Here is an 18456-nt window from a genome sequence, read left to right as displayed (position 1 = left end):
TCTATCAATCGTTACCCCCTAAGCAAACTGAGTTGAGTATTTTGATGACCGATCGCTTGTTCAATAAAGTTGCCGTTGTCACAGGTGCCAGTAGTGGCATTGGCCTCTCCATCGCGGAGTCTTATCTCAGTGAAGGCGCAAAAGTAGTCGTCTTTTCCAGACGCAGTGAACCATTGGAAGACTTAGAAGCTCGTTTTCCGGCACGAACTCTGGTCGTCGAGGGGGACGTTACAAATGACGCCGATCTTATTCGATTAGCTGATTCCACCGAGCGACGGTTTGGGAGAGTGGATATTCTGGTTCCTAACGCGGGTATCGCTCGTTTGATCTCTTTTGAAGAATCGTCGCGTGATGCCATCAATGAAACATTTGATGTCAATTTCCATGGTGCCTTACAGACCGTTCGCACATTGTTACCTCAATTGAGTGATTCATCGGCGGTCATCTTTATCACAACTTTTTTGACTCAAGTCGGTTTTCCAGGATTGGCAGCCTATTCTGCTTCGAAAGCTGCATTGAAGTCATTGGCCCAAACACTGGCTGCTGAACTTGGACCTCGTGGAATCCGTGTGAACTCGATTGCTCCCGGTCCCGTTGAGACTCCACTTTGGAAAAGCGTGGGCTTGGACGCTGATCAACTACAAACTGTAGCGAAGAGTATTAACAGCCGCCTGATTCCACAAGCCTTTGGTAAGCCGGAGGAAATTGCAGAAGTCGCTGTTTTCCTGGCATCAGATGCTGCCAGAACTATTTACGGTCAAGAAATCGTGGTAGACGGTGGTTACACAATAGGCTAGAGCTCTGACGTGTTAACTTAAAAATACAATCCGGCCGTTTCATATGTGACTAGGAAGCGGCTTTAGATTGATCTAACTCTGAGCAAAACTGGATATGTTTGCACCACATTCAGTAATTTCGCTGAGTGTTCTTTCCTGTTTCTGTGTCAGTAAAACACACAATTCACATCCTGTAGCATATTTCCCAGTCTCTTCTTGTTTCTGCCAGATGACTTTGGCAGTGGAATTGAAGAGATGCTTGCCTGCGTTTTGAACTTCTACCAGAAGAGATTCTCCAATGGTAAGAGGTGTATCAAGCAGGACGCGGATGCCATCCAAAGATACGTCATAGAGAGTTCCCTTTATTGGTTCGTTCCCTGAGACACTACCTGATCGCATTAAATTCACTTCGGTTGTTGCTTTGACTCTTCCATATTGGCGCCGTTCATTCCCACTACGTCGATTCGTTGATTGTCTACGTTCATTCATGAGCGCTACCTGCTACAGATATTATTGTGACTGAGCTAAAATCATCAGTATTACTTAGCTCAGAGAGTGTGAGCACACTGCAGATCAAGTATAGGCCAGAATGCGCAGCTATGACTGAAAGAGTTGTGGAATCTTAAACGATTTGGCCAGCACGTCCACTTGTATCAATTTTGCGGCTTAAACAGTGGGATAATCTCATTCAGATTCTCCTGTTCACAAAGCAAAATGACTGTATCTCCCGCTTGTATTAGATCTTCGGCACCTGGAACCCGCACACAATCTTCCTTAACAACGGCAGCGATCAGCGCTTGTTTCAGCTTAAGGTCTTTCAGAGGTGCCTTCGTAATCGGTGAATCTTCAAAAACTTCCAGTTCTAAAATTGACGAATTCCCTCCACCAATTTCAGAATGGCTAATGATCGGGCCTGTTTGTACCATCCCCATGATCTGCCGCGTAATGACTTCACGGGGGCTGACGGCAAAATCAATTCCCAGTTTCTCAAGTACATTTGCATAGTCGGGACGCCGGACAATACTCATGATTCGGCTTGCTCCGAGTTCCTTGGCTTCGACACCACACACAATATTATCTTCGTCTCGACCAGTTGTCGCAATAAACACATCAGCCTTGCCAACACGTGCTTCTTCCATTTCTGTGCGTCTTGTTGCATCTCCATGTAGTACTGTGATCGAATCAAGATTTCTTGAGAGAAAGTCGCAACGGACCGGATCAGATTCCAGAATCGCAACAGAATACTCTTTTTTCTGTAAGATGCGCGCGAGATTAAACCCAATATCTCCTCCACCGGCAATAATCACGCGAAACCTTTCAGAGCGTTTGTGCTGAAACATACGATGAACTTTATCAATATGCTCTTGCGTACCAATGAGAGTCACCATTTGCCCTGCCTTGATCACATTATCTGCCCCCGCGATGGAAGTATGCTGGCCATCTGAAATCAGCCCCACTCGTACCCCGCTGGGAAGTTTCAAGTTCCGTAATTGTACTCCATCTGCTTTGACACCCGATTGTACATTCAGTACCTGAATGAGAACTTCTCCTCTGGCAAAATTCTCGACAGCAAACAAACCTGGTTCACCAATTGCCTTTGCAAGCTCGAGGGCCGTCAAATGTTCGAGACTCAATAAACGATCAATATGAAAGTGTCGCTGATAGTCGAATGTGCTCAGATTTAAATAAGCATGATTAAACACACGTGCGACACAGCGACGAGACCCCATCGCCTTCGCAAGGCTGGCCCCAACCATGTTCACTTCATCCTGGCTGGTCACTGCGAGACAAATATCAGCTCCCAAGACACCAGCTTGAAACAAAATAGCAGAATCGCAGGCTGAACCGCAGATGGTTTGAACATCAACCCGTTCTTCGACCTGTTGTAAGGCACTCCGCGACTGATCGATAATTGTGACATTGTGTTGTGCGGCACAGAGCGTGTCGGCGACAAATGTGCCAACGGTTCCCGCTCCCATAATGACGATATTCATAATTGACTCTATAGAAAACTGATTTGGTTTGTAGATTCTGATTTGATCATCAGCTACTTGCACTTCGATAGCTGTTTAATGACCAGTTAAAAATGTTGCGCGAGATAAATAATGAAGCCAGTGTTACAGAAACTCCCACCAGGGTAATCCACGATGGTTCTAATGCTTTCGATAACAAGAGACGTGCAGGAACTGTGACAACAAGTAAAATTGGAATCACATATGAAAATGCAAATCGAAGTAACTCCCCCGTCGGCGATCCACTGTAAATACTACGGGGATAGCGCGCGAATACCGTAATATAAAACCAGAAATCATAAAGCCCCTGATTGCGGCCAAACCAGATACTGCTGCTTGCCAGAGTAATCATCAGGCTGTAAAAGAAAGCGACGCCGATCGCCAATAAGAGACAATACATCAAAATTTGCCCTGTACCCTGACAACAAATCGTTAACAGTGAGAGCCACTGTCCTGACAGCACCAGGTTTTGAAGGTCTAAAAATGCCATTTCAATGTGTGTCAGTTCAAAGAGAGAATAGAACAAAAGTGCCCCTGCCAACAATACTTGATTCAACATTGCCAGGTTTACTTTTTCGAATGAGACCAGAAACTGCGTATCGATCGGCTTTAAAAGTACAAAATCAAGATTTCCATTTCTGATTAATTCGCTGAAATTTGCACAGTTGGGCATAAAGAATGTTTCGACGAAGGCATTAATCAACATTCCTGTTGCCATAAAAGTAAAATACTCTTCTCGCGTCCAGTCGTTGATGGAATTGACATTTCGATAAATAATATCGAATAGAATTAATTGAGCAGCAAACCAGAATCCTCGAGTGACAATTGTAATTAACAAATTTCCACGAAATGTCATTTCGCGAATCAGCGAATTCCGCAGGAATGTAATCCAAACACGCCCATACTGAGGCCGGGTGGAGTTTGCCATATCAGGAAACACTTTCTGCACTGACGTAAAATTCTCTGGCTGTCATTTCTAATCCAAGACGAGTTTGCATTTTATTCGATTAAGCTTGTGTTGTCTTCTCTAGCCGTAAAATCAGAAAAATCAAACCTCTAATGAGTGTTAACTTATTTTAGATGAGTGGTTTATGAAGAATGTCCCCGTGTTGTCACTCACAGGAATGAATCAGGCTCAGTCCGAAATCTAATTCAAAAACATTCATTAATTCGGAAGGAAAAACGCTTTACTCCTCTTTGGCGTGTAAAATTGAAATGAGTCATTCGTTACCAATTTTGCTGTACTTGAGGTGCAATCAATGAGCTCCCAATCTTTTTTTTCGTTCAACTCTCGTAAAATTTTCCCGATTTTTGTTCTGGCATTGTTCATCAATATGACAGGACTGCATCAAGTCGCACGAGCGCAAAAAGATCCGTTTGCGACAGATAACAAAGAGTCTGAACTAACGCCTCAAGAACAGGAAGAAGCCGCTCAGGAATTATTAAAAGGTGTTGAAAAGCTGGTACTGACACAACAGAAACGGATCGCCCGAAAAGTGATTCGCCTCTACCCCAAATCGGAATCAGCAAAGATTGCAAAATTAATTCTGGAAGAATACCATCGATTTGATCAGATAAAAGAAAAAGAAGAGAAAGCGGATGCAGCTTGGCTTAAGCGGGTCCGAAATCACTGGTTTCATGAACGTAATCCTTTGCATGATTCTTTCTTCTTTACTGTCGTAAAAGGAACTCGAGCCTCCGCAGTCAAGATCACGAATCAATCAAAGGCGCCAGTCGTATATGAAATCAAAGGGCCTTCGATGTCATGGAACGGCCCATTCCGATTACGTGTAGGAGAGTCTCATGAATTCTTTTATTCCGCTCAAATCCGTTTCTTTTCTGACCAGGGAGTTGTCGAAAAACGTGTGACGCCTGGTCAGACTTTTCAGTTAAACGACAAAAACACTCTACATATCAATCAATAATTGAAATTCACTCAAAAATTGTGTGATGTCTCACATTAATTTGAATGTGGGTTATTGAATTCCCCTTCTGAACATCGACCATAAACATCTATCTGAAAAACACTTAGAGAAAACAGGCCCTCTTTGTTGTTTCTCATCGTCTCCATGGAAACTCGCCTTTTCGCTTCTCAGAAATCCCGTTATACTCTCGCCTCAATTCTATTTCACGATTTGTGAATGATCCTCTCTCCCTTTCACCAGATAATCTGACTCTCTCACCCATTACAATTAATCACGTTATCTCAGTATCTTGATGCTGTGGTTCACCATAAGGAGCCTCACAGGTGAGGTTATTTATTTTAATATCAGTACGGCTGACGCTTTCTAGTTTCCTGCTTTGTACTCTGAGCGGAAATTTATTAGCACAGCAGTTTGGTCAACAGGCATCGAGCAGCAAGCCCTTTATGGCGCCATCACCGCATGGAATGAATCAACACCGCCGTGCCCAAACCTCCAGCTCAGCGCAGGCTTACCTGCAAAAACAATACACGCCTCGACAGGGAAATCCGGTACAACTGGGAATGCCACTCCATCAAACAGAGCCGGTTCAATCAGCTGCATACAATCAAAACATCACACAAAGTTTACCTCCCCTCTATTCGCAGAATAGACCACAACAACGCAACCAATTGAATCAAATTCAGCAAGTCAGTTCGACAGAACCAATTTACCCTCCTGCTCTGGAAGCACTTGCAGACGACTCTGAATTCTCGAACCTGGGTGGCATGCCAATGTCCGAAGGCAGCTATACAGATTCCATTGACGAATTATGTGGAGGGGGTTGTTGGGGCTGGACTGTTTTACCGACAGATCTGCTCTATACATCTTATTTAGCAGGTCCCAAAGAGCCACGTATGGCACTCGCAATCTTGCACGAAAAAGACATTGGCTGGCAGATGGAGCTTGAAGCAGGGGCACGTGTCGGAATTTTGCGTTATGGTTCACTCAATGATAATGTTCTGGAAGGATGGCAGCTTGACGTTGAAGGCGCTGGTCCACCACGCTTAAACATGGAAGAGGAACTTGATCTGGATGCTGCAGATTTTCGAGTCGGTGTCCCACTGACTTGGAGACAGGGAGCCTATCAGGCAAAATTTGCTTACTATCACACCAGCGCGCATGTTGGTGATGAATTCCTGGAACGTAACCCGAGCTTCCAGAGGATCAATTACGTACGCGATGCGTTCGTATTGGGGGGCGGATATTTTCCCGACCCTGATTTACGGCTCTACGCAGAAATCGGATACGCCTTCAATGTTGATGGTGGTGCGGAGCCATGGGAATTACAATTTGGAGCGGAATTCAGCCCGGCAGAACATTCTGGACTTCGAGGTGCGCCCTTCTGGGCTGTCAACGGTTATTTACGTGAGGAAGTCAACTGGGGTGGAAATGTCAATATGATGATTGGTTGGCAATGGCGTGGCGACCGCAACAACCATCTCTTCCGAATTGGTCTCCAGTACTTCAACGGAAAAACAATGCAATATTCGTTCTTCCAGAATTCCGAGCAGATGTTTGGGTTTGGTACCTGGTATGACTTCTAGACCGTGTCCCTTTTAAGCATTGCAGCTTCGATATGATTCTGCTTCATCCAAATAGTTCATAAACCGGGATACAGGCTAACTAATTCGCCATCTCGACAAACTCTGCTATAATACCTGTTTACTTTTTAATTTCAGTGAACGGTGGTTGCGGAGAGAAACAATTTCTATGGCGAAAGGGAAAGTCTATCTAGTTGGTGCGGGCCCCGGCGACCCCGGTTTAATCACTATTAAAGGAGTTGAATGCCTTAAGCAAGCCGATTTAATTCTTTACGATGGCCTGGTCAATCCATTACTCTTGCAACATGTTTCGTCTGAAGTCGAACGTACATGCCGCGTGGCCGTAGGTTGTAATAACCGACGAATTTTGAAGCAGGATGAAATCAACCAGCGATTGATCACCGCCGCCCGAGAAGGCAAGACTGTTGTCCGGTTGAAGGGGGGGGACCCCTTTATTTTTGGTAGAGGAAGCGAAGAAGCGGTCGCATTAAGAGAAGCACGCATCGATTTTGAAGTGATCCCCGGAATCACTGCCGCAACTGCGGCCGCTGGTTACGCCGGAATTTCGATCACACACCGCGCACATGCCTCTGCCGTTGCGCTAATTACCGGCCATGAGAATCCAGACAAATCAGACTCATCCTTAGATTATGAGGTCCTGGCGAAATTTCCTGGAACACTCGTATTTTATATGGGCTTGCACAAAATTGAATCTATTGTCAGTTCACTAATTCAGGCCGGAAAATCTGAAAGCACTCCAGCGGCTGTCATTAGTCGTGGAACAACCCCGTTTCAAAAAACAGTCTGCGGTCAGCTTTCCGATTTACCAGACTCTGTGAAGAAAGCAGGTCTGATCGCGCCTTCATTGATCGTGATTGGAGAATGTGTTTCGCTGCGCGATCAAATTGCCTGGTTTGAGCAAAAGCCTTTATTTGGTCTACGAATTGGGATTACACGTCCCTGGGAACAATCAGAGACAGAAATCAAACTGGCGCTCAAAATGGGCGCGCAACCGATTCTATTACCGACCATCGAAATCAGTGGTCCAGCAGACTGGGCTCCCGTGGACAACGCGATTTCGCGGCTCGAAGAATATCAATGGCTAGTCTTTACGAGTGCGAATGGTGTCCAATATTTTCTGAATCGTTTATGGGAAACGGGCTTTGATGCCAGACAATTATCGCATCTGAAGATTGCCACGATAGGCCCTTCAACGGCCGAAGCTTTGAATGCCTTTCATCTGCGTGCAGACTTAGTTCCCCCTCAGTATCGAGCGGAAGCACTAGCCGCAGCGATGAAACCTCTGGTCGGTCAGCAAAGGATTCTCTGGGCGGGGGCCAACCGGGGACGCGAAGTTTTACAGAACGAACTGGCAACAGTTTCTGCAGTCGTAGACAAAATTGTGGTTTATGAAAATCATGATATGACAGAATGGGACCCTGAAAGCATAGGCTTACTGGAATCAGGAGAATTAGATTGGATTGGACTGAGCAGCCCCTCGATCGCCCGGAATTTTAATCGTCTTTTAACAGAAAAGGCGCGTGAGCAACTTGGCAAAAAGATTAAGTTAGCCAGTATCAGCCCGGTTACGACTCAAGCTGCATCAGAAGTCGGATTACAAGTTGAAGCAGAAGCAGAGGAATATCATTGGAAAGGTATTTTTGATGCCATTCTGAAACAGGAATCCTCGACCTCAACACTGCCACGAAATACAGAATCCACACCTGAATGAAAGTGTTAACCTTTTGCTGCTGTCAGCCAACGATCCAATTGATTTGCAAACGCTTGCCGATCTTTGGCGCTGAAATTGGCCGGTCCCCCGGTAATCTGGCCTTCCCCGCGCAGATCATCCATTAAGTCACGAACCGCGAGCCGCTCCCCGATATTTGCCTCAGTGTAAAGTGTCCCACGAGGATTAAGAGCCTGCCCACCTTTGGCAACCACATCAGCAGCCAAGGGAATGTCAGCGGTAATCACAAGATCTCCAGGCTGAGTTAACTCCACAATCCGCTGATCGGCAACATTCAATCCTGCAGGAACGAGCAGACTGTCTATGAATTCTGAGCGTGGTGTATGCAAAGGCTGATTGGCAACCAGGGTTACTTTGATTTTTGTTCGCTTTGCAGCACGAAACAACAATTCCTTAATTTCAATAGGACAGGCATCAGCGTCGACCCAAATTTGCATATCGAATTCCTCAAGTAGTATGTCTCTCTAACGTAGTCATCGGCTCATGAATTCTGTAAGTCTACGATGAATCTTGACTAGAATCTACCGGTCATTTTGCAGGACTCAATTACCTGAACATAAAAATTTTGAAACGCATGATTTGAAGTCAGGTGTTTGTGAATGACTAAATCTAAAGTCGCCTTTTCTAATTCGAAATTTCGTATAGTCGCCACTAATTCACATCACAATCATAAAAAAATAACTCGTTACCAGGTGTTTGACACTCGAGAGAATACATGAGTAGAATCTGCTTTCAAAACAATTTCATTTTCTAGTCACACATCAGGTTTCTCATGGCCTCAGGAGTTACTATGAAGTTTTTTAAGGAATTGTTGCTCGCTTTAATGTTTGTTGTTTCCCCAATTGCCTTAGTTGGGTGTGTATCAGCGTGAGTCAGACTGTAAAGCGAGATAGTTGCCGGTCTTCATTAGGATGGACCACCAGATGCCAATGATTTGGCATGATACAATAGCTGAGCAATCGCATTTGAAATCGTTCGACCGCTTCAGACAAGATTTGCTCAAACGCGGCATAATCCTCATCACTCTCAAAAATCGTCATCCGAGCATTCGCCCGATTGAGAACATGATAAATGAAACCAGTTTGAACCGCGCGATCGTCGTGCATTCTTGCTTGTACTCGGTTAGGCTTACGTTTATATGCGAATGACGATGTGACCGAAGTATGATGGTTCAGCTCTGAATTACCGCACTCTTGGGTGGCTGCCCGCTCTGAAAAAAGTGGCCACATGCAGCTTGCCAGGCTCTCTCAAATGGCTCATCATGTGGTATGGATAGCACACTCTCATGATCTGAAGTGGGGAGCTAATGCAGAATTCCAGTGAGAAATGCCGACCGAGCCGATGAAATCAGATACCAACATCGGCCGAAAATCAGCACTCTGTGTCGATCATGTCTCCGGAATCATAGTGTTTAAAACTCGATCCAGTTTTGTTATTTTACGCTCACAACGTTATCAAGCCATTGTTGCCAGACTGCGATTTGCTGCTGACGGAGATCATGCTTTGCAAAAGGGTGAAAAACAATGTCGGCTTTGCTCATATGTTTCAGGCTGCCGACTGCTGCCGCGCGAATCGAGAGCCGTTCGTCCGCCATCAACTCCAATAAAACCGGCCATGATGATGCTCCCTTGGTCTTCATCGCCGCCAAAATCACTTCGCGTCCCACCCGGTCTGAACGAGCCAGTTGTTCCACCAGTTTGAAAGTCGTATCGCGAATTTCCTCCTCTGTTGTTGCGACCGCATAACGCTTCAGTAGATCAGGTAACAAAACGGACGGATGAGGGTTATCTAAACTCTCTGTAATAAAATTGACCATTTTCTGGGGCGGAATATATCCACCACGAGAGCCAAGTACCGATCCCTGATCATTTAACACAAATGTTTGAGGAACACCGTGGACTCCAAATCGGGCCGCCGTCTCCTTATCCTCATCGATATCAACTTTTACCCATAAATATTTTTTGGAAATCGCTTCCACACGCGAATCAGTGAACGTATCAACGTCCATCTTGCGACACCATCCGCACCAGGGGGCTCCGAAGACGACAACAACCGGACGTTTTTTCCCGTCAGACTGAATTGCATTTTCAAGAGTTTTATGAAACGGGATGGGATCGGCAGATACAATCTTTGCTACTAATAAAATGCTGACTGCCAGTATGACAAATCGAGTTTTGTGCGTTCTCGGATTCATGAGACATCAGTTCCAGATCAGTATAATCTCGTTTTAGAGCAAGGAAATTAGTGGGTCACCGTGTAAGCCAACAGATTGACATTAATCTGACGTGCATTGCGAATTTCGTTTCCACCGCAGCAGCAACAATTACCTCCCGCCTTAGAGGAATCGTTCAATCCATCACTGCTGAAAATCAATACGATTTTTCCGTCAATTTCTAACCCTTCCAGCGTTGCCTGCCCGGAAGACTTTTTACGGTCGAGTCCATTAATATCATGGACGGTATGAAAAATGGGATGAGAGAAATCAATCTTCTGCAGTTTGACATCCGGAAAGATACTGCCAATTTCCTGTCGAAACGATTTCGCCCACTCTTCACTGCTACATCCTGCCGAAGCAACGATAAATCCGCCGCTCATCAGGTATGTTCTCAGATTAGATCTCTGTATCTTCGAGAGAGAGAAATCGCCTTCTCCCGTCATGACGGAAAAGGGATACTGATACAGCTTAACTGATTCCATATTGACCTTGGAGAACTTGCTGGACGTCGAGATATTCGTCTCTTTTTCAATCTGCTTCAGAAATTCTGGGCTAAAGCAAACCGAGCTTTTGTTCTTTGCATAAATTAAATTCGCACACTCGACAATTCCGCGCCGCTTATCTTCAGCAGCCAACCTCGCACACAAGGCGAATGAAAATCCGACAACTGCCGCCGAAATGCAGAACATCTTCAGAAAGTGTTTATATTTTCGCACGTTATACCTCCGATTACAGTGTTCGAACCCATTATAAGATTCAATTTCCTTCTTCAAGACGTTTAAAATAGGCTTCAGCCTGATCCCGATACTCGACCGGTACACCACGCATATTCCCAGAAGCTCCACGTGTTTTATGATGGTCATTTGGAGTGAGGGTCTCGGCACTGACAGGATCATTGTTACTTCCCCTTAGTCCACGCCCTCCCAGCCCGCGTTTGCCCATCCATCCAGCCCGGCGCGCATCACTTTTCCCCTGTGACGCCTGATAAGGACCATAAATCGCCCTTTGAGCACGGGAGCCAGCATATCCCGATCCGGATTTCCCTTTCTGACCAATACCGGGAATTTTACGCCCCTGGGCTAGTTGCTCCAGTGAATTCTTCAGGTTCTGTTTGGGCAGCTTTAAGCATCCATCCAAATCACCCGACTCCGACCCCGACTTGGGAGAACAGCAATCGGAAAGTAGTGATTCCAGTTTTTTCGCAGCTTCATCTGCCGAATCATAAGCCTGCTGACCGTTACCCTTTCGTGCAGACCGTGCAGCCGCATCCTGATCCTGGTCAACTTGCATCTTTTCCAATGCATCGCAAATTTGTTTCGCATTGCCGGACATTTTCGGAAGGCTCTCCGCAGCTTCTTTGGCTGCTTCCTTCAGAGCGGTTTTGACTTCCTCTATTTCCTGCTGCAGCAATTCCTGCTCTTTGGCCATGCGTTGCATTTTCTTCATTTCATCTGGATTGAAGGATTTCCGATCGCGAAATTCTCCCAAACGATCCGCTAGATCTCTTTGATATAGAATTGCCGCCCGTAATCGCTCCGCCTGTGCAATCAGACTGTCCGCAAGCCGAAGTTTCTCCAGGTCCTGTTCGGTCTCATCCAGAGTCTCCTCCGTCTTCTTACCGAACGGATCCTTTTTTTTCATAAAATTTTCAGCCGCCTGCTGAAACGCATTCCGTTTCTCAGTATTTCCCGGTTGTTTACCATAGGACGCACTTGTTTTTTTCAGCTCGTTTGCACTTTCCGACTGTTGCGCCAGTTGCTGGCTGAGAGTCTTTAACATCTCGCGATATGGCTGTTCCAAATCGTACAATTGTGGATCATCGGATCGCTCCTGCATCTTTTTTGAGAGTTCTTCAGCCTGTTTTGCAAACTGTTCCAATTTTTTCTGAAGCTGCTCCAGGCGATTCAATTCCTCCCCGCTCATTTCCTCACCACTTTCGAGTTTCTTCTGAAGCTCATTCAATTCTTTCAGAATCTCCTCTCGCTGCTCTTTCAGATCATCCATCCTTGTTCGAAAATCTTCAAACTCTTGAATCAGTTGCTCCATCTGATACTGCTGGCGTGCATATTCCCGGTATTCTTCTTCAGAAATGACCTGAATCACATATCTGGAAGTTTCCGAAACATGTTCGCCGCTCGGGTGATTATCATAGGCTGAAGCGTAATATGTGATGATATCACCGGCTCGTGCCCCCAAAGACTTCAGATCAAACTCGTAATCGGCACGGGCTATCGTCGTCTGATCCTTGTGCAGCGGCAGCAACGTCGAATCCGGTCCCCAGCCGTTGACGCCACACAGAAATATGATACGATCAATTTCTACATCATCTGTCGCCTGTAAGAGCACGGGAATCTTCCAGCCTTCCACGGCAATCACGTTCGGGTCCGGCTCCAGAAAGGAAATCCGCGGCATCCGATCCGGAGCAGATATGATTTTCCCTTCTAACTGTTCTTCACTGCGTGCCCCGTTGACACCAACCAGAGTCAGACGATACCAACCGCTCGATTGAAGCTGAAACGAACCGGAAACAGTTGCGACATCCTTTTCCGTCGGATGGAGAGTAACTGTATCATAAGGAATGCGATCTTCTTTTTCATCTTCCGACTCAGGTCCGAACAGTTCCATTTGTGCCGAATTCAAAGGGAGGTTGCCTGTGGCAGAGAGGGTCACTTTCGTACCCTCAAGGCCTCGGATGCCTCGTGTATCGAGCGCATGACTGACAGACGACCAGCCGGTGTACCTCGGAAATTCGTAGTGAACACTGACAGATTCAAAATACGGAACCTTTAACACGCTGAACGTGAGTCGCTGGCTTCGACCACTCGGAGTATCGATATAAAACTCCTGAGTTTTGTCCGCCTGCTCGATCGGCAGTATGAATTCGCCAGCAGAATTGCGATACATCGGCAGTCGCTTTCGACTGTTCCCTTCCACAAAGACAACACTCGCCTGATCGACAGCTTCGGGACCGCTGAGTTTCGCGGAAATCGTTGCAGAACGACCGTGGTAAACGGTTTCCGGAGACACTGTCACTTCAAAGTCCAGAAGCGTAAACGGAGGATGATCACCGGTCGGATCTAGGTAACGAGGTAGAACCATTGCGATTAATCTTGGCGCGGAGGCAAAAGTCACGATGACAAACAGAATCGCTCCCAAAGCAAGCCCACACGCTTTCAAAAAACCTCGAAATTTTACTACTTCGAAAGAAGAAAGCGATGAGGCCATATCCTCTCCATCCCGAATTGATTGATCAATCAATTCGCGGCTTGATGAGTTGGACGGGTTCTCAAGAAACTCCACAGAGTTGATCAGCCGACTGTTAGCAACGCCAAGATGCGTTTCAATCTGACGCGCAACACGGCGAGCATTAAACGCATTCCGCCATGCCTGCCGAAGAGTAAAACATCCTGCCGATATGATCAGGCACACAAAGAACAGATCGACTAAAATCAATCCCCAGGGAGTCAGGGCAAAAAGTGCATCGACACCCAAAGCGACCATCGCAATGGCCAGAAGGGCGCCACCAGCCCGACAGATAGCACTGCCGATCTCGACCAACATTGTCAGCTGAGAGGTATTTTCCAACAGCTGAGAGAGGTGTCCCTCTTTCATCACAGTTGACTCCTTGCTACTGGCATCATTGTACCACTAAAAACACTATCTGTACACAGGTTTTATCCTGATTCAATCTCTATAAAAGGCCGGCCGAACGCCGGAATAACCATTCTGTTCCACACCACAGCAACAGCAAAACCATAATGACCCACTGATCCCAGATGAATTCGAGCTTCGGAGGAATCATTACTGCTGACCGGTGACGTAGCAGATGCTCCGACAATTCACTCAGCTGATCCGCTTCCAGAAATTTTCCGCCGGAATGCTCAGCAAGAATCTGCAATGTCATGGGATTGGCGGCGGTGGATAATCGCTCTATATTGATGTCGTAAACATTAAAATTGTTGTCCAGTTGTGCCGGCTGCATTCCGGGAGCGTCCACAACAAGCCGATGTACACCAACGATGTCTGGTTTCAGCTCGGTTCGAAAACGCGGCTCTCTTCCGGCCACACGAAACAGTGGGACAACGCGAGTCTCAGATTCCGGATCGGTCAGTTTCAGCTTTGGATGAGCCCCCGCAGCAGGAGTATGCTTATAAACAACTTCCACTATCAATGGGTCTCCTAGACGAACGCTTGTCCGGCTCAAATTCATCGCCACCTGTTGCCCGGGTTGGAAGTCACTTCCCATTGCCATCCAGCGAACAAGGTTCGACCAGAAGGTGTCGTAAAAACTGACAAGATCATGTTTTTCTGGAGGCAATAAACTCCATTGCCACAACCCGTCTCCTAGTACTCCCACCACGGAGCCGCGTCCGTATCGCATGCGCACAATGGCCGGCTGTCCTGAAACATCGATTTTCGCTGAACCACCGGTCGATGCTCGAGCGAGAACAATTGTCGCCGCTTTTTCTTTTTTGATCAAGGGGGTCACCTGAAATCCCGGCAATCGCGCCAAAGCCTGATCCACATCCATTCCCATTTTCGCTGTCGAAAACCATTGGCTTGTACGACCGCTGGGAGTCAATGTCATGGTAACATTTTCCAGTTCTCCCGCGTCCCACATCACCGGTTCAAGTTTTGACAGAAAATTCTTCACTTGTTGACCATCATTCGTGGCCCGATCGTAGGCCATTCCCCGAGCAAAAATCACATTGCCACCATGGTCTGAAACAAAGTCGACAAGTTGTTTCGCTGTTTTTTCATCGAGTACATTTTCCATCGCCTGTCCCAGAATAATAATGTCATAAGCAGCCCATTCCTCGGGGGTATCGGGAACGCCCGGAGTCGCCTCCTTCACGCGCGTTACAATCGTCTCACGTTTTTTTGTTGATAATTGCGTGATTTGAGTCAGTTCGATTCGCTCATCTTTTCGCAACGATTGCGCCAGAAATTTACTGTCCCAGAAAGGCTGTCCTTCCAGAATCAACACGCGAACGCGTCTTTTTTGAACATCGTAGAAAACGGTCTGCTCGTTATTATTCACTTCCACTTCATCATCCACCTGTGCTACCGAGATCTTGTACTCATAGCGTCCCGGTTCATCCTGCTTGATCGGCAACTGCAATTCGACCTTCCGCTGCTGATTGAAGGCGATTGGAATCTCCTGTTCTTTGTTGCCGTTTTGAATCCGTAACTTTGTCGTCCGGCCACTCAGACCTGCCTGATAAATCTTTACCATAATCGCGCCGGGTTCTCCGGGCAGCAGGTAATCCTGCATCGGTACTGCCAATACTGCGACATCAGACTGCACACTCTGACCTCCCAATGCGGTTGTATAAATCGGTACGTTGCGAGATTTAGCCAGCATCGCTGCCGATTGAATCGGTGCATCGCGTGAATCGCGACCATCACTCACCAGAAGAACCAGAGATCCACTGTCTTCCTGGGGAATCGACACAACAGCAGAGGACACACATTCTGAAAGATACGTGCTTCGTCCGGTCGCAACTTCATCAGCATCCTGATTCATCCGGGATATTCCCAGAGGCCGAATCTTTTCATCAAAACCACTGATCTCTACATCAAAGTCCCGGTAAATAGGACGCAGATTTGAGACGCTGACGACATGCTCCTGCGCAAATTGAAAACGCGAGACCCCTTCGCAGTCCTCGGTCAACATTGACTCCGATGTATCTAGTAGGATGCGCAATTTCGGGCGAATCGTTTTTTCCGATTGCGGAGGGAGCATACTCGGCCCCATTAATAAAATTGCTAAAGCCGCAATAAATGCAATACGCATCGGCAGCAGCAGGCTGCTGACAAACGGACGTTCCCAAATCGTCCGTGCATAGGCAAACAGAGCCAGGACAATCAGCACGCCCGCACCTGCATAGATATGCAAAAGCGAACCCATCGGCTGCCAGACCCAGTCGGTTGCTCCTAATTGGCAAATCACAATTTCCAACTTCGACTCTCCAAAAGCTTACCTTCTTCAATTCAATGCTCAGAGCATTCCAGCGGAACGACAATCATCAAAAAACTCTCTATCGCTTCCAAATCCCCAGGCACGCCAGTTCGATCCCTACGACACACATCGCGGCAACCAGAAACCATCCCCAAAGAGGCCTACCGCGTAAATTCAGCATCGGCTCCCATCCAGTCGTTGACTGAATGTCGGCAGTAGTTCCTTCACCGTCAAAACTTTTCAGCAGCGTGTTTTTATCAATTCTACTTAGATCTCCTTCGCGATGATCGACGTTAAAGGAGGCTCTCGCGATAGTTTTGCCTTTAAGCTTAAATCGATAGAAACCGGGAATCTCTGTTTGATGAATCCGAAGAGCCAGTTGGTCCGCTTCCACCGATGTCGTGATCGCAATTTCTTTTTCCTCAGGATTGCTGGCCACCAAATTCCCTCCAGAGATCTCCAGAGGAAGCCGAACGGGATGCTGATATATTTCTCCAACCACGTTTTCTCTCACGGAGTTATCCGCCGGGCGCAACTGCTTGGCGATAATTTGTATTAATGCAACAAACGCTCCATATTTCGCCAGATCACTCGAATCCAACGACGGGCTGAAGTTGGCCAGCAAAAAACGTCCCGCGCCAAGACGACGCATCGCCAAGGCAGGAGAATCGTCTGAAAACATCAACAAAACTTCCGCATCCGCAGCAGGCAATCTTGCAGACCAGCTCTTCTGAAATCGAATCTGAGAGATCGCGATCTGGCTTTGCTCGTCAAATTCTCGAAGCAATTGAGACTGCCATTTTCCCGCAGTAATAAACAACGCGTCGTCCAGCTTTGCAAAATTTCGCCTCGGACCCGGTTGCCAGGGAAGAATACCGGTATTTTCAGTATTTCTCTTCAGCAACTCCAGATTTTTCTGTACATTTCCTTCTCCACAAAAGAACAGAACACCACCTCCCTTTTCTACGTATGAAATCAATCCTCGAGCTGACCGATCCGTCAATGAGCCGAGATAGGCTACGAACACAGCCACAGCATCGGAAAGTTCCGCGTTTACCAAGCTCTGGCTCGTGAAATGACGAATCTCATACCTGTCGTTCAGACTGTTATCGTGCGGAGCCAAAGCGCGGGAGAGAAAATATGATGCCGTTCCTATCTCGTTGTGATCGTCATCACTCACAATCACAACCGGTAGTCGATTTCGTGTCCGAACCACCAAATACGCGCGGTTGTCCACCGATAAGGAGTCACCCGGAATCTCAAACAAGATTTCATGATCGCCGTCCCCGTCCAGGATGGTCTCAAAAAACACATCCCGATGTTCACCGGCAGCCAGCGTCACCGTCTGGTTGGACACCTCTACCGCATCAACGGTGACATCGATTCGAACCTGCTTTTGCCTTTTCGAGGAATTTCGCACATGCACAACCAACTGAACCCGCTGGCCGATTAGTGGTTGAGATGGATAAAAATGCGGATCAGAAAGCGAAATATTCTCGGTAGGAGCTTCCTCCACATCAACGACCGTGACGCGAGTATTGGGAGGTAACGATTTTCCTGCATCTCCGCTCTGCACAACGTCCTGCCAGTTAGTTTGCTGGAGATCGGATAAAATCATCAGCCGTCGCTCTCCTTCATGTTTCGCAAGCATTTCGCCCGCCAGCGCGATGGCACCTTGCATATCGGCACGCTCATAGGTGGCCTCGATTTTGCTAAGTTCCTCGCGCATCACGGGGAAATTGGGACTTAGCCGGGGGAAGGTGGCACTGGGTTTCGCATCCGCATAAACGATATTAGCCACATCCGTTTCCATCTTAAGCGAATCCAGGATCCGGTCGGCCGAAACGCGAAGACTATGAATCAGAGACACGCCATCGGTCTGTTGAGCCGTGGATGCACTGGTATCGATCAGAAGCACAACGGCTGCCCGATCACTGGAGGACAATTGATCTGAGTCAGCGTCCAGCCAGACCGGACGCGAAAACGCCATCACAATCAACGCCACCGTCAGGCTCCGCAGCGCCAGTAAAATCCAGCGGCGCAGACGATACAACTTCGACTGAGTTGCCACCGACTTTCGCAAAAATTGCAACGTTGGAAAAACAATACGCCGGCGAGCGTGACGGTTCATCAAATGCGCAATCAACGGTAGTGATAGCAATCCGAGACCGGCCAGCATGGCCGGTGTTGTCAACTCAATCAATGCAAGAAACTCCATAAGACCCTGCCATTACAT

At 47.1% G+C, this 18456-nt stretch carries 14 protein-coding genes; 4 read left to right on the top strand and 10 right to left on the bottom strand.

Going from position 1 to position 18456, the window contains the following annotated elements; genetic code table 11:
• Positions 1 to 44: 44 nt before the first annotated feature.
• Positions 45 to 797, top strand: a complete 753-nt coding sequence (locus tag V144x_RS01990) for an SDR family NAD(P)-dependent oxidoreductase (RefSeq protein ID WP_144980628.1) — start codon at positions 45 to 47, stop codon at positions 795 to 797.
• Positions 798 to 869: 72 nt separating this feature from the next.
• Here V144x_RS01990 and V144x_RS01985 read toward each other — a convergent pair whose 3' ends face one another.
• The 3 genes from V144x_RS01985 to V144x_RS01975 all read right to left on the bottom strand — a co-directional run bounded on the left by V144x_RS01985 (position 870) and on the right by V144x_RS01975 (position 3716).
• The gene (locus V144x_RS01985; RefSeq protein ID WP_144980625.1) at positions 870 to 1265 is read right to left on the bottom strand and encodes a PilZ domain-containing protein; all 396 of its coding nucleotides are present in this window, start codon (positions 1263 to 1265) and stop codon (positions 870 to 872) included.
• 164 nt (positions 1266 to 1429) lie between these two features.
• Positions 1430 to 2770, bottom strand: coding sequence for a Trk system potassium transporter TrkA (gene trkA / locus V144x_RS01980; RefSeq protein ID WP_144980622.1), 1341 nt, complete (start codon positions 2768 to 2770; stop codon positions 1430 to 1432).
• A gap of 49 nt (positions 2771 to 2819) precedes the next feature.
• Entirely contained in the window at positions 2820 to 3716 is an 897-nt protein-coding gene (locus V144x_RS01975; protein WP_144980619.1) for an ABC transporter permease, read from the bottom strand.
• 331 nt (positions 3717 to 4047) lie between these two features.
• Here V144x_RS01975 and V144x_RS01970 point away from each other — a divergent pair, with 331 nt between their 5' ends.
• From V144x_RS01970 to cobA, 3 genes are all read left to right on the top strand, one after another.
• On the top strand, positions 4048 to 4713 hold the full coding sequence (locus V144x_RS01970) for a hypothetical protein (RefSeq protein ID WP_144980617.1): 666 nt from the start codon (positions 4048 to 4050) through the stop codon (positions 4711 to 4713).
• 323 nt (positions 4714 to 5036) lie between these two features.
• Positions 5037 to 6296, top strand: a complete 1260-nt coding sequence (locus tag V144x_RS01965) for a DUF1207 domain-containing protein (protein ID WP_144980614.1) — start codon at positions 5037 to 5039, stop codon at positions 6294 to 6296.
• Positions 6297 to 6462: 166 nt separating this feature from the next.
• Positions 6463 to 8025: a uroporphyrinogen-III C-methyltransferase gene (gene cobA / locus V144x_RS01960; RefSeq protein ID WP_144980610.1), complete on the top strand. Its 1563-nt coding sequence runs from the start codon at positions 6463 to 6465 to the stop codon at positions 8023 to 8025.
• A 5-nt stretch (positions 8026 to 8030) separates the two neighbouring features.
• On the opposite strand, the gene V144x_RS01955 is transcribed toward cobA, so the two are convergent.
• The 7 genes from V144x_RS01955 to V144x_RS01930 form a co-directional block, all read right to left on the bottom strand.
• A complete protein-coding gene (locus V144x_RS01955; protein WP_144980607.1) occupies positions 8031 to 8480 on the bottom strand; it encodes a YaiI/YqxD family protein in 450 nt (149 codons plus the stop codon).
• A 435-nt stretch (positions 8481 to 8915) separates the two neighbouring features.
• Positions 8916 to 9272 (bottom strand): transposase, encoded by a 357-nt coding sequence (locus V144x_RS28605; RefSeq protein WP_232102685.1) that lies wholly within the window; start codon positions 9270 to 9272, stop codon positions 8916 to 8918.
• 203 nt (positions 9273 to 9475) lie between these two features.
• Complete coding sequence (locus tag V144x_RS01945; RefSeq protein ID WP_144980603.1) at positions 9476 to 10237, bottom strand: thioredoxin family protein; 762 nt, start codon at positions 10235 to 10237, stop codon at positions 9476 to 9478.
• Positions 10238 to 10284: 47 nt separating this feature from the next.
• Positions 10285 to 10974: a DUF4159 domain-containing protein gene (locus V144x_RS01940; RefSeq protein WP_197998722.1), complete on the bottom strand. Its 690-nt coding sequence runs from the start codon at positions 10972 to 10974 to the stop codon at positions 10285 to 10287.
• Between the two features lie 40 nt (positions 10975 to 11014).
• Positions 11015 to 13870 (bottom strand): ATP-binding protein, encoded by a 2856-nt coding sequence (locus tag V144x_RS28245; protein WP_197998721.1) that lies wholly within the window; start codon positions 13868 to 13870, stop codon positions 11015 to 11017.
• A 79-nt stretch (positions 13871 to 13949) separates the two neighbouring features.
• A complete protein-coding gene (locus V144x_RS01935) occupies positions 13950 to 16220 on the bottom strand; it encodes a vWA domain-containing protein (protein ID WP_144980597.1) in 2271 nt (756 codons plus the stop codon).
• A 79-nt stretch (positions 16221 to 16299) separates the two neighbouring features.
• Positions 16300 to 18438: a vWA domain-containing protein gene (locus V144x_RS01930; RefSeq protein ID WP_144980594.1), complete on the bottom strand. Its 2139-nt coding sequence runs from the start codon at positions 18436 to 18438 to the stop codon at positions 16300 to 16302.
• Positions 18439 to 18456: the final 18 nt, after the last annotated feature.

The organism is Gimesia aquarii, assembly GCF_007748195.1.
GTDB lineage: Bacteria > Planctomycetota > Planctomycetia > Planctomycetales > Planctomycetaceae > Gimesia > Gimesia aquarii.
Note: the sequence above shows the minus strand (reverse complement) of the source record. Positions and strands in the feature narration are given on the sequence as shown.